General features: G+C 69.1%; 14 protein-coding genes. 7 read left to right on the plus strand and 7 right to left on the minus strand.

The features are described 5' to 3' along the window. The 3 genes from WA805_RS04385 to WA805_RS04395 form a co-directional block, all read left to right on the plus strand. Nucleotides 1-241: alpha/beta fold hydrolase (locus WA805_RS04385; protein ID WP_425241697.1), on the plus strand; the 241-nt coding region annotated here is incomplete at its 5' end. A gap of 130 nt (nt 242-371) precedes the next feature. Next, the gene (locus WA805_RS04390) at nt 372-1,235 is read left to right on the plus strand and encodes a helix-turn-helix domain-containing protein (protein ID WP_425241698.1); all 864 of its coding nucleotides are present in this window, start codon (nt 372-374) and stop codon (nt 1,233-1,235) included. A gap of 79 nt (nt 1,236-1,314) precedes the next feature. Beyond that, complete coding sequence (locus WA805_RS04395; protein WP_425241699.1) at nt 1,315-2,046, plus strand: class I SAM-dependent methyltransferase; 732 nt, start codon at nt 1,315-1,317, stop codon at nt 2,044-2,046. 859 nt (nt 2,047-2,905) lie between these two features. Here WA805_RS04395 and WA805_RS04400 read toward each other — a convergent pair. Then, nucleotides 2,906-3,202 (minus strand): hypothetical protein, encoded by a 297-nt coding sequence (locus WA805_RS04400; RefSeq protein WP_425241700.1) that lies wholly within the window; start codon nt 3,200-3,202, stop codon nt 2,906-2,908. A 330-nt stretch (nt 3,203-3,532) separates the two neighbouring features. On the opposite strand from WA805_RS04400, the gene WA805_RS04405 reads away from it, so the two are divergent. Beyond that, nucleotides 3,533-4,021: a redoxin domain-containing protein gene (locus tag WA805_RS04405; protein WP_425241701.1), complete on the plus strand. Its 489-nt coding sequence runs from the start codon at nt 3,533-3,535 to the stop codon at nt 4,019-4,021. Between the two features lie 369 nt (nt 4,022-4,390). On the opposite strand, the gene WA805_RS04410 is transcribed toward WA805_RS04405, so the two are convergent. Further along, complete coding sequence (locus WA805_RS04410; RefSeq protein WP_422275838.1) at nt 4,391-4,612, minus strand: hypothetical protein; 222 nt, start codon at nt 4,610-4,612, stop codon at nt 4,391-4,393. After that, nucleotides 4,609-5,319: an RNA polymerase sigma factor gene (locus tag WA805_RS04415; RefSeq protein WP_422288590.1), complete on the minus strand. Its 711-nt coding sequence runs from the start codon at nt 5,317-5,319 to the stop codon at nt 4,609-4,611. Before WA805_RS04415 ends, WA805_RS04410 begins: the two co-directional genes overlap by 4 nt. A 235-nt stretch (nt 5,320-5,554) precedes the next feature. Between WA805_RS04415 and WA805_RS04420 the strand changes: the two genes are divergently transcribed. Both WA805_RS04420 and WA805_RS04425 read left to right on the plus strand, forming a co-directional pair. Next, nucleotides 5,555-6,172: an RNA polymerase sigma factor gene (locus WA805_RS04420; RefSeq protein ID WP_425241702.1), complete on the plus strand. Its 618-nt coding sequence runs from the start codon at nt 5,555-5,557 to the stop codon at nt 6,170-6,172. A gap of 7 nt (nt 6,173-6,179) precedes the next feature. Beyond that, nucleotides 6,180-6,407 carry a hypothetical protein gene (locus WA805_RS04425; RefSeq protein WP_422339746.1) on the plus strand — a complete coding sequence of 76 codons (228 nt, stop codon included), beginning with the start codon at nt 6,180-6,182 and terminating at the stop codon, nt 6,405-6,407. 302 nt (nt 6,408-6,709) lie between these two features. On the opposite strand, the gene WA805_RS04430 is transcribed toward WA805_RS04425, so the two are convergent. From WA805_RS04430 to WA805_RS04445, 4 genes are all read right to left on the minus strand, one after another. Continuing rightward, nucleotides 6,710-7,006: a putative quinol monooxygenase gene (locus tag WA805_RS04430; RefSeq protein WP_424563897.1), complete on the minus strand. Its 297-nt coding sequence runs from the start codon at nt 7,004-7,006 to the stop codon at nt 6,710-6,712. Nucleotides 7,007-7,142: 136 nt separating this feature from the next. Next, nucleotides 7,143-8,261 carry a lactonase family protein gene (locus tag WA805_RS04435; protein WP_425241703.1) on the minus strand — a complete coding sequence of 373 codons (1,119 nt, stop codon included), beginning with the start codon at nt 8,259-8,261 and terminating at the stop codon, nt 7,143-7,145. Between the two features lie 690 nt (nt 8,262-8,951). Continuing rightward, nucleotides 8,952-9,866, minus strand: a complete 915-nt coding sequence (locus WA805_RS04440; protein WP_425241704.1) for an SMP-30/gluconolactonase/LRE family protein — start codon at nt 9,864-9,866, stop codon at nt 8,952-8,954. Further along, entirely contained in the window at nt 9,863-10,900 is a 1,038-nt protein-coding gene (locus tag WA805_RS04445; protein ID WP_422285668.1) for a glucose 1-dehydrogenase, read from the minus strand. The genes WA805_RS04440 and WA805_RS04445 overlap by 4 nt, the downstream gene beginning before the upstream one ends. A 95-nt stretch (nt 10,901-10,995) precedes the next feature. Here WA805_RS04445 and WA805_RS04450 point away from each other — a divergent pair. After that, nucleotides 10,996-12,236: dihydrolipoyl dehydrogenase family protein (locus WA805_RS04450; RefSeq protein WP_425241705.1), on the plus strand; the 1,241-nt coding region annotated here is incomplete at its 3' end.

Raw genomic sequence — 12,236 nt, forward strand, 5'->3', positions numbered from 1 at the left:
GGACTATCTCGGGCAGCGGAGCCTTCCCGACCGGCTGACCGACCTGCGCCTGCCGCTACTGGTGATCTTCGGTGCCGACGACCAGCGGTGGCGTTCCTCGTCGGCGGCCGCATACAAGGTCGTGCCCGGAGCCTGGGTCGAGCTGCTAGCCGGCGTGGGGCACACCCCGATGATGGAAGACCCGCAAACGACGGGCAAACTGCTGCTGGACTTCGCCGCAACCGCCCGGCCCCACAACTGACAGAACCCACGCAACCCGGCGTCTGGCGAATCCCTCGCCGGGAACCGGGGTCCGTGTGCTCATAGGCCGGCCGGGGTGCCGGAGCATCGTGCCGGCGCCCGTCAACCGTGGTGGCTTGTAAGCTGGCGACATGCGTCCCGCCGAGTCGGTTCTGGTGTCTGCGGCCCCGCAGGAGATCGCGGTCCCGTCAAGGCCGGGTCTGCTCGCGGGGGTCAGCATGGCCGGGTTCCGCAACCGGGCCGACGACCTCGTCGACATTCAGGTTGTCCCCCACCCGGCTGTCACGCTGTTCTTCGACTTCGGCGACGGGCTGCTCGTCGAGGATGTCAGCGGACGCCAGCAGCAAGGGAGCATCGTCGCTGGATTCACGCCCGGCAGGGTGCGAGGTCAGGGCCGGGACATCGAGTGCCTACAGGTACGATTGTCTCCGCTGGTCGCGCACGCGGTGCTGGGCGCCTCTTCGGCGCTGGGCGGGACGGTGGCTGCTCTGGAGGACCTGTGGGGCCGCGACGCCACTCGAATCCAGGAGCAACTGCGCGCCGCCGGCTCATGGCAGGACCGGTTCGCGATCGCCGGGGCCGCGCTCGCCCGACGTTACGAGGCGGGATGGGCAGTCGACCCGGAGGTCGCCTTCGCCTGGGCGCAGATGGTAAGCCGTCAAGGGCGGGTCCGGGTCGAGCAGCTGTCCGCCGAGGCCGGATGGAGCCGCAAACGCCTGTGGTCCCGGTTCGGGTCCCAGGTCGGCCTCACCCCCAAGCGGGCCGCCCGGCTGGTCCGTTTCGACCACGCGGCACACCGCCTTGCCGCGGGCGACCGGTCCGCCCTGGTAGCAGCCGAGAGCGGCTACGCCGACCAGTCGCACCTCGACCGCGACGTCATGGCCTTCGCCGGAGCGACTCCCGCGGCCCTGGCCATCGCGCCCTGGCTCGCGGTGGACAGCGTCGCGTGGCCTGGCTCGAAGCACGCAGCACAGACGGTGACGCGAGCCAGCTAAGACTGTGCTCGCGACGCTGACCACCAGAGCGGAACATTTGTCCAAGACGCCGGGCCGTGCGCCTGCCAGGCTAAGTCCCATGTCTAAGGACCGGAATGGCTCCCCAGCGCGGCACCTCCCCTGGCCGCGTTACGGCCTTGACGCGCCAGCTCTCCCGGCAGTTCTCGCCACCGCAGGGGCGGCCTGCTGCGCGGCCGCAGCCCGGCGGCGGACAGGACGGATCGCGACGGCGACCGCCGGGACGGTGCTGCTCGCCCACGCCGGGTTTTTCCTGCACACCACACTGCGCGGCAAGCTTCGCATCTGGGAGCGCGAACTGGACCGGGCCGGCCTGAAGGGCAACGAGCAACTCCTAGACCTGGGCTGCGGCCGCGGCGCGGTGCTCATCGAGGCGGCCAGGCGGCTGCCAGCGGGACGCGCCGTCGGCGCGGACTTGTGGTCCAGGGACCAGAGCGGCAACAGTCCGGAAGCCACGCTCGCCAACGCCGCTGCGGCCGGGGTCGCAGACCGGGTGGAAGTGTACACGGCCGACATGACCGCGCTGCCGTTCGCCGACAACTCCTTCGACGTCGTGACCAGCGCGATGGCGATCCATAACATCCATTCGCCCGAAGGCCGGTACCGTGCCCTGGACGAGGCCATACGGGTCCTGCGCCCGGGCGGGCAGCTGCTCATCGCCGACCCCGCGCTCATCGCCCGCAAGTACGCCGCGCACATCGGACACGGCACCCTGCACGGGCTCGGACCCGGGTACTGGTACGGCGGCCCGTGGCTCGGCGTCACGCTCCTGCATGCCATCAAGGAACGCTAGCCGACGGGGCCCCATCGCCATACTGCAACACGACAACCCGTGCAACCGGTGCTCCCGGCAGGCGCCCGCCGAACTCCTAGCTCGTTGGCGGAGGAGCATCGCCAGGCCGCCCGCCGGTTCGATCCGGGCGACGACAACCTCACATCGGCCGAGAGGACCTGACGGCGGCGCCGTGATCTCGGCCGTCAGCCGTGCGTATCGGTCGTTTTGCGCCGCCACCCGCTGCTCCGTATACCCTCGTCGGGACGTCCGGGAGCGGGCAATCTGGTGTGCTCGACGTGAGGCGCGGATACTGGCCAGCTGCGCGACGGCTGGCATGCCGGTCAGGGTTGGTGCCAGACTCCGCCTAAGTTCGACCTTGGACCCGCCCCGCATCGTTGCGGTCGGCGGCAAGGGGAGCACAGCCGGAGGATGGCGTGGCAGGCAAACGGCACAATCTAGCGCGTCCGGGGTGGAGATTGATGTAGCGTCCGCCGATATTCTTGGCCGAGGTCACGGACTGGTCTGAACGGGTCCGGATGCCGGTACGGGAATCCACGGGTCTGAAGGGCACGCAGCTGCGAGGCGAGGCTGCCGCCCCGGACCCCGCAGCGTATGGGCTGTCGGCCCCGCTGTTTCAACCCCTCACCGCCTACGCGGCACGCGGCAGGATCTTCCCCTGCACCAGCGCGGGGCAACCTCGCACCGCGGTAAACACCTCATGTCGACCGCGCCTCCCGACGACTCCGGCTCCAGCGTCCGGGCTCGGGCACGTGCTTACGCAGCGTTATGGTGCTAGCTCCGCCGAGTGGCTCGGCGTGGACCGGGGCGTGGACCGGCGCCCGTGGAACTCCCAGTGCCGTGTGTGCGGTCGTGGCATTCACACGAGGCGTTGGTGCAGGTCAAGCAAACGTTGCGGCTGAGCGTGCTTCTCATAATCTGCCGGTCGCGGGTTCGAGCCCCGCCCGCCCCACCTGCGGTTTCCGTGATATCCGGTGTTGCCTGGACGGTTTCGTGGACCGAGATAGTTTGCCGGTGTTACCGCCATGGCCCATGCCCTTCGGGCGACCAGGATCAGCCCGGCACCGGTGTCCGCCAGCCCGCGCGCGACGGCTCGGCCGATACGGCGCGCTGCGCCCATGATCAGCGCGGTCTTAGCAGCAAAATCATTCACCACTGTGGTCTCCTTCGTACGAGAACACCCAGAGCCCGTATCATCACCGACCGCGTTGAGGCGACGTCAGCGTTGCCCGCGGGCTGCTGGTCTTGCTGGGCATCACTGGACAGACCGAGCCCGACCACGACCACGCCGGCCTCAATAGTCTTTACGCCCCCTGTCACTGCGCCCACTGAACGACTGTCTCGACACGTTCGCTGCTCCGCCATCGATGTTCTTACCTCCCGGTGCGCCGCCTTTCCTGGAATCGACGGGGGTAAGACCGGCGGCCGCGGGCCGCGCTAAGTGTGCAGACGGATTCACGCGACGACATACATAAGGAGGCAGGCCATGTCCCTGCTGCACCCGGGCGACATATTCCCCCAGCTGACCCTCAACGTTCCCGGCGCGCAGGCCATCGAGGTTCCCGGCTGGTTCGCCGGCGAGTTCGGGGTCGTGCTGTTCAACCGCGGGGCGTGGTGTCCGTACTGCACCGCCCAGTTGCGCGCGTTCCAGCGAGCCGGTGACTCGCTAGCAGCGGCCGGCATCCGGGTGGCCGCGCTCTGGGTCGATGACGAGCAGACCACCGCGGAGTTCACCGCCAAGCACGGCCTTACGTTCCCTCTTGGGCATAGTGCCGACGCCCGCGCGGTCGCCGGGCTGACCGGCGCGTTCGTCAATGAAGACCCCCTGTACCTGCAGTTCACCGGCTTCGTGCTGGACCCGGAGGGCAAGGTGGTCGTGAGCGTGTATTCAAGCGGCGCCATCGGCCGCCTGGTGCCCGAGGACGTCGCCGGTCTGGTCGGGTACCTGCGCGAGCACGCCGCCGCGTCATCCTGACAGCCATGGGACCGGATACCGTGAACGACGCCGGCCTCAGCTCGGTGTCTCACCTCGCGGCGCGTCCTGGCGGCTGATGCGGGCGAGGTCGTCTGGATCGGTGCCGTTAAGGGGATGCCCGGTGTCGCCGGCGGCCCCAGGCAGATTGCCGAGATGAACGCCCAGGCGTTCAGCCTGACCGCCGCCGCGTTCTCCTAGACACACCCCGGTACCGCAGGCCGGCATTTGCGGTCACCTGTGTCCCTCACCGCCGGCGACACGGCCGGGGATGGCCAGGCTCAGACCGTGACACCACCGTCCGTTCGGAATTATCTGGATTTCCCCGAACGGATGGTGGTGCTTGCCCCAGCAACATGGTCTGGCGTACGGTCAGGACGCTTCGCCCGCGATCGCGGCTAGCAGCCCTTCGAAGTCTTCTCCGCACGGGCCGCAGGCGCGCAGGTGCGCGGCGATGCCCAGGTAGCGCTCCTCGGCACGGACTCCCGCGGCCACCAGGTCGGCATACACGTGCAGCATGTCCATCGCCTCAGCGCACCCCACGTCACGCGGATCGGTGTGAAGAAAACGGTCCAGCGCCGTCCAGCCGTTCATGAGCGCCTCGATTCTCCATCGTTGAGATACCCGTTAGCAACCAGAGCCGCGCGCAGCTTACGCCGCGCGTCGAACATCATCTTGTAGACCGCGTTACGGTTCGATCCGAGCTTGAGTGCCAGGGCATCAGGCGGGACATCGTTGAGGACGACCGCGACGAAGACCTCGCGCTGGCGGAGAGTCAGTTCGGTGTCGACAGCGCGGCGCAACGCGGCGAGCAGATCCCGCCATTCTGATTCCTGCGCGGGGTCGAAACCGAACCGGTCCGGCAGCCGGTCCCAGCTCTCGGCATCCAAGGGCGTAGTCGGGTGGCGCCAGAAATGGCGGGCGATCTTGGCCGATACCTCGAAGATGACAAACTTGTAGGCCCAGGTGGTGAACCGGCTTTCGCCCCTGAACTGCGTGACCTTCCGCGTGATCGCCAAGAGCGCGTCCCCTGCCGCCTGATCGGCCAGATCCTCCAGTTCGGGGCCGGTAATCTGCATCCTCGGCCCGCGCCGCGCAGCCTCACGACGGGCGGCCCGCAGCAACATCGCGTACAGCTCCGCCAGCGCCGCATCTCGTCGCGGGCCATCATCGGCAAGCGCCTGCAGCCATCGGGCCGAGTCGGGATCAAGCCCCGGAGCCGCGGGAACCCCGTCCCGCCGACGGCGCGAGGACGCAATGCCGGTAGTCAGTGGGGTCTTGCCAGCGGGTTCGGTTGTCATGGAGGCACCAGAGCCTTTCGGCAGGGACGGGTGTTTCCAGATACCACAATCGACACGGCGTACGCCGCGCCTACTGAGATGAGTGGCAGAACGCGGCCGGGTTCTTACCGCCACCCCAGTCTTGAGCAGCGAGGTGCCGATGGACCCAGCGATTGGTGGCCAGCATCGATGGCCGCTGAGGCCACGCGGGCGTAGCTTGATGGGCATGCGGGCAGCGGGCTCGCCACCAGAACGGGTGGCTGACGAAACGCCGGTGCCGTGTGAGTGGGTTCGGGCGCTGAGCGGGGGCGGCCTCGGGCGGGAGCGCGCCACGGCCCGGCTGTACGACATGCTGCTGCGCGTCGCGCGGGCCGAAGCGCGCCGCCGCAGCGGGCAGTTGCAGATCTCCGGGCCCGAACTGGACGATCTGGCGCACCACGCCGCCGCGGACGCCGTTCTCGCGATCATCGCCAGGATCGGCGAGTTCCGCGGCGAGAGCCGGTTCACCACGTGGGCGTGCAAGTTCGTCATCTTCGAGGTGTCCGGCAAGATCGGGCGGCATTTCTGGCGTCGTCCCGCAGTCCCGCTGGAGGCGGGGGACTGGGACCGGCTGCCTGACAGGCTCGGCCTCGACCCGGCCCGGGAGTCCGAGCAGCGCGACCTGGTCCGGGCGCTCCGCCGGGCGGTCGAGGAGGAGCTCACGGAGCACCAGCGGCAGGTCTTCACCGCGATCGTGGTTGACGGCGTGCCGCTGGATGCGCTGGTTGCGAAGCTGGGATCCAGCCGGAATGCCCTGTATAAGACGATGTTCGACGCACGACGTAAGCTGCGGGTCAGCCTCGTCGCTAATGGATACCTGCACGAGAACCGGTGAGGCACTGATGAACGGCTGGCCGGAACTGGACCGCTTCTTGCGGACTGACCCGCGCGATGCGGGATGCGACAAGGCGATGGAGCTGCTCCACATCTACGCGGAAATCGCGGTCGCCGATCCCCGCGGAGCGGAGCAACGGCACCCGGAGGTGGCCGCGCATCTGCGGGCCTGCGGCCCGTGTGCCGAGGACCTCGAGGGGCTGCTCGCGGCCATCAGGGCCGACTTTACGGAATGAAAACCGCCCGCGGTGCACCGCCGCGGTAACCGTGGCGGGTCTAGCACCGGGGAGGCGCAACCGCGTCCGGCTTGGAGCCCGCACGGCGGCAGGTTTGGCGGCGGTAACACCACGGCTCGTTCGGGATCATGAATTTTGTTCCGAACGAGCCGTGGTTCTCGTCCTGCCTATCCTGGTTCGCCCTGCCGCGCCCAGATCTCCTGGCGAGATCTTCGGCGTGCAGGCGCGGTTCCGGGCAGATGAGCGCCGCAGCGTCGGCAGGGACCGTCTGCTGCGAGCTGCTGAGGTCACCCGAGGGTTCGTTACTTGAACGCAAGGACGTCGACGGGCCGGATGTCTGGGTCACTTGCCAGCAGGTCGACCGCAACCTTGGCCAGGGCGGCCGGGATCTGGCCGTTGATGTGCGCGGTGCGGGCGCTGTAGGTGGCGAAGGTGTCGAAGATGCCGTAGCTGGTATCGCTGATCTTGAACGCATACCAACTGACGGTTCCTTCTTCGGCGATGGCCAGCTCGCGGGCCTCCTTGAGGAATTCCGCCAGCTCGCTGCCCTTGCCGGGCTGGGTTTCCAGCAGGGCCAGTATGCCGAGTGTCACGGTCATGGAACGATGTCCTTTCTGGGAAGCGTCATATCGGGCCGTTCGGCCCGATATTGGTTGGCGTCGCTGGCCGCTGGTTTCTTACCGCTCCCGGAGCCGCGGGGGACTGGGCCGCGGCTCCGGTCGTATGGCTGGAGAGCTAGCTGACGACGATGCCTGCGGGTGTGGCGCCCGTCGGCAGCGCAAACGGGGAGGTGCCCAGTTCGGTCAGGTTGCCGCCGCCGACGGCGAACACGCCAACCTTGCCGGACTTGCTCTCATCGACGTACAGGAAGCGGCCGTCTGGGCTGAGCCGGGCGTCAACCGCGCCCACCCCGCCGGTCTGGCTGACCGGCGTGCTTCCCAGTAGGGTCAGCGCCCCGTGCGGGGCGATCTGGTAGCGCGAGATCTCGCCGGATCCGGTGTTCACGGTGAACAGGAACCTGCCGTCATGGGTGATTTCTACCCAGCACGGTGCGGTCTGCTGGTCGGCGAACGGGGAGCCCGCGACCGGCGTCAGCGTGCCATCGAAGGCGTCGGTGAACGCCGAGATGGTTCCGGTGTCGGCGCCGACATTGTGGGCGTTGGACACAAACAGCTGGTCGGGGTTGGTCGGCCGGAACTCGCTGCCGAACGGGCCCAGGCCCTGGGCCGGGAACGGCGAGCCCGGGGCGGCGGTCAGCAGGCCGTTGAAGCCGACGGTGAAACTGTCGATCTTGGAGGTCCCCACTTCGGTACCGGCCAGTTTGGTGCCCGTGCTGTTGAACAGCACGTCACCGGGCGCCGCGTTAGCGGCGAGAGCGACGGTAGAGCCGGGGATCGGGACCAGCTGGCCATTGAGGCCGAGCCGGAAACCGGTGTAGTTGGCCTCGCCGTTCCCGGAGTTGGCGACGTAGACCAGGTTGCCGTGCACCGCGATGCTGTCGGGCAGGGTGCCACGGGAAGGGATGACGCCGCCGGGCACGGGGCTGAGGGAGCCGCCGAAGTTGATCCGCAGTACGGAGATCTGGTTGCTGCCCGCATCGACCGCGAGCAGGAACCGGCCGTCCGGCGTGATCTGGATCGCGCCCTGCGAGGACAGCCCAGCGCCGGTCCCGGCCCCGCCGGCCGGGAACGGCGATCCGGCCTCCGGGGTTAGCGTGCCGTCGGCATGCCGTTCGAACGCGGCGATGGTGTTGGTCCCGGCGGTGTTGTCGTTGACGTAGACGTGCCCGGCCACCGGGGAGGCATCGGCCCGGTGGGCGCCGGTCGAGGCGGAGGCGGACGCGGGTACCGCCACGGCTGCGGCCGCTGCCAGGCCGAGGATCACAGCGCCCGACTTACCGCGCCTCAGGACGTGGAGGTCTTCTCGTTTGGCATCCTTCGCATGCGCGGCCGTCCCGCTGCGCCGATGTGACATGAACTTCATTTGCTGCCCTTCCTCTGGCTAAGCCGGATCCGGTTGGCGGCGTTGGTGCCGCCGCCGCTTGCTCACAGGTGGTTGGCGTCCGAGGGCAGGCAGGTCTTACCTAGAACAGGCGAGGTAACCGCGGGCAGGCGCCGTGGGCGCTGAATTGTGGGAGTGCCGATTAGTCTGCCGTGGCGCGCGGCGGCCAACGGGGCTTCGAAGTCTTCACCGCACGGGCCGACGCGCGGGAGCGCGGCGATCCAGTGGTATTTGGGCAGGTCAGATGCCATATGGAGGTGCGGGCGGGAGCGTACTATAAGGCCGTCGGCTCCATGATCGCCAACTCGCTCGAGCGGGTACAGGCCAGGCGCTCTCGGCGACGTTACGGACGGTACCAAGGCGAAGGATATAGGGCTTCGGCCGTGGACCGGTTCATGGACCAGCGTGCCAGATAATCCCAGCGCGGTGAGTGCCGTCAGTGCGCCCCACCTGCGGCTATACGTCACGCGGCGAGTGTTGCACGCAGAACTGGTGTCCGGGTTCGCTGATCAGCAGCCTTGGACTGCGGATTGCGCGGCGCGCCTAGCAATCGGACGAACGTGGTGTCCGGCCGCGGTATGGCATGCAGGGAAGGCCGCGGACGCCGAGTCCGTCGATCGCGAATACCTTGCCTGCGTGCGGCTGGCGGGCCAGCGCGTCCTCGTCGAGGTCGGTCCGAGCGGAGGTGACGAACAGCGTGTCCCGGCCGGGCCCGCCGAACGCGCATGAGGTCGGTCGCTGGACCGGGAGCTGCACGGTGGCCAGAAGTGATCCATCCGGCGCGTACCGGTGGACGGCACCGCCGTTCCATAGCGCGACCCAGATCCCGCCCTCTTCATCGATCGTGAGTCCGTCGGGCACCACGCCCGGCTGGTCGACATGCACCAGGGTGCGGCGGTCGCTGATCGCGCCGCTCGGGCCGTCGAACCGGAACGCCTCGACGCATCCGGTGCCGCTGTCGTTGAGGTACATCGTGCTGGCGTCGGGACTCCATCCGATGCCGTTGGAGATGCTCAGGCCGGTCAGCACGGTGGTGCAGCTACCGTCGAGTTCAAGCCGGAAAAGGGCGCCGGCGCCGGGCGACTCGTCGTAGGCCATCGTCCCGCCCCAGAACCGTCCTTGCGGGTCGCAGGCTCCGTCGTTCATCCGCACGTCGGTGCGGCCATCCTCGGGCTGGGCCAGTTCGCGGACCCAGCCGGCGTCGTCGACGAACAGGAACCCCGGGCCTGCGGCGAGCACGTACCCGCCCCCGGCAGCCGGCGCGACGGCACCGATATGCCGGTCGACCGAGATGGTCTCGACGTGTTCCAGGGCGCCATCGGGGCCCAGCGTTCCCCGGTGCATCTGGCATCCCAGGATGTCGACCCACAACAGCTCCTGGCGCTCCTCATGCCAGCGAGGGCCCTCGCTCAGCAGCCCCGGGGTTGCCGACCACACCTTCACTTCGTGGGCGGTCATGCGGTGAGGTCCACTACGACTTTGATGTCTTCCGGCTGCCGGTCAAGCGCGTCGGTCCAGGAGGTGAGCGGCACCCGCCGTGTGATCAGCGCGCCCAGCCAGCCGGGGTCGGCCGCCGCGAGCGCTCCGGCCGCCTGTTCCCAGTGGCGCCGGCCGGCGTTCACGGTGCCGAACAGGACCTGGTTGTGCAGCACCATGTTGCGGTTCAGGGTGGTGGCGTCCACGTCGAGGGTCGGGCCCAGGTTCATGATCCCGGTCAGGCACATGATCCCGCCGCTGGCCAGCTGGCGGCCGGCGGAGCGGCCGACCGCGCCGAGCCCGGTGCACTCGATGACCACATCGACGTCGACATCGACGTCCGCGGCGTCGCCGGAATGGTATCGGGCGCCGAGGTCCTCGACCAGATCACGTTTCGGGCCGGCTCGCGCGAGATCGACGACGTGCATCTCGTAGCCGCGCTGTGCGCCGAGCAGGCATGCCATCAGCCCGATCGGCCCGGCGCCGGTGACCAGCGCCCGGCCGCGAAGGAAGAATGCGCGCCGCGAGATCTGGTCCACCTGGTCCCACGCCTTGGCCAGCACCGACGCCGGCTCCAGCAGGACGCCGAGCTCGCCCAGCCTCGGGAGGATGGGCACGGCGAAGTCCGGCTCCACCCGCCAATGCTCGCTTCCGTACCCGTGCAGGCGGACGATGCCACGCTCGCCGAAGCCGTCGGTCCGGCACATGTCCCACTCTCCGGCGGCACACGCGGGGCAGGGCACCGGATCGGGCCGCCGCACGATCCCGACGACCAGATCGCCGGGCGCGAAGCCTGATCCCGCCGGAGCCTCGAGCACCTCGCCCAGACTCTCGTGGCCGATGACCAGCCTGGCTTCACCGGATGGCGGCGTGCCGTAGCCGCCCTCCGCGATCTCCCGGTCGGTCCCGCAGATACCGACCGCCATGCCCCGTACCAGCAGGGCGCCGTCCTGCGCCCCCGGGTCCGGGACCTCCTCGATGCCAGCGGTCCCCTTCTGACCCGGTACAACCGTCATCGCGCGCACATGCGCATCGTCGCGCCCGGCTGTCGCGTCCGCCTCACCCTGCAGGGGTGATGACGGGCCGCCGCCGGGATCCGGATGATCGAGTCATGGCCCCAACGCCGCGTCAGCCGTTCGATGTCGTGGTCGTCGGCGCAGGACCCGCGGGGGTCGTCGCGGCGCTCCGTGCGGCCCGTCTGGGAGCCAGCACGGCGCTGATCACCCGCGATCAGTTCGGGGGAATGGCCGCGAACGACGGCCCCGTGCCGGTACGCACGCTGGCCCAGGCGGCACGGCTGATTCGCGAGGCCAGGCAGCTCCCGCTCTACGGGATCGCGGGCGGCGAACCCTCGCTCGACTACGCCCAGCTGCTAGCCCGCGTCCGCGACGTGACCGCGGACGCACGCAAGCACACGCTGCTGCGCGACGATCTGGAGCGCGCCGGGGTGAGCATCTACGAGCAGGGCGGCACCGCGCGCTTCGCCGACGCCCACACGATCGAAAGCGACAATGCGCCGCGGCTTCGGGCAGACAAAGTCATCCTCTGCACCGGAGGAGCCTCACGGCCGCTGGCGGTTCCCGGCTTCGACCTGACCGCGACACACAGCGACGCGTGGCGCCTTTCCTCGGTGCCGCCGTCGCTGGTCGTGATCGGCGCCGGCGCGACCGGCGTGCAGGTGGCATCGATCTTCAACGCGTTCGGCTCACAGGTCTATCTCGTCGAGATCGCTCCCCGCATCTTGATGAGTGAGGACCAAGAGGTCTCCGAGGCGGTCACTGCCGCCATGGCGGCGTCCGGCGTCGAGGTGGTCGCGGACGCCGGGACGATCGACCGCTTCGAGCGCTGTGCGACCGGCGTGCGGCTCATCCATTCGACAAGTACCGGGCAGCACAGCATCGACGCCACGCTGGCCGTGGTGGCGGCCGGATGGGTCGCGGCCACCGCCGGGCTAGGCCTCGACCGGGCCGGGGTGCAGACGGACCGGCGCGGGTACGTCCAGGTCGACGCGCAGTTGCGCACGACCGCGCCGCACGTCTTCGCCGCCGGCGACGTCACTGGGCGCGCGCTGGTCGTGCACGAGGCGATCCGCGAGGGGCTAGTAGCCGCGACCAACGCCGTCCTCGGGGCAACCACGGTCCTGTCTGCCCAGGTGAGCCCCATCGGCAGCTTCACGGACCCCGAGTACGCCTCGGCCGGGCTGACCGAGGCGGCAGCGCGGGAGAACCGCGAGGTGGTCGCGGCAACGGTGCGCTTCGACTCGCTCCCGCGACCGATCATCGATGGCCGCCAGACAGGGTTCTGCAAGCTGGTCGTCGACCGCGAACTCCATACGATCCTGGGCTGCCACGT

It is taken from the genome of Trebonia sp. (assembly GCF_049794275.1).
Taxonomy (GTDB): Bacteria; Actinomycetota; Actinomycetes; order Streptosporangiales; family Streptosporangiaceae; genus Trebonia.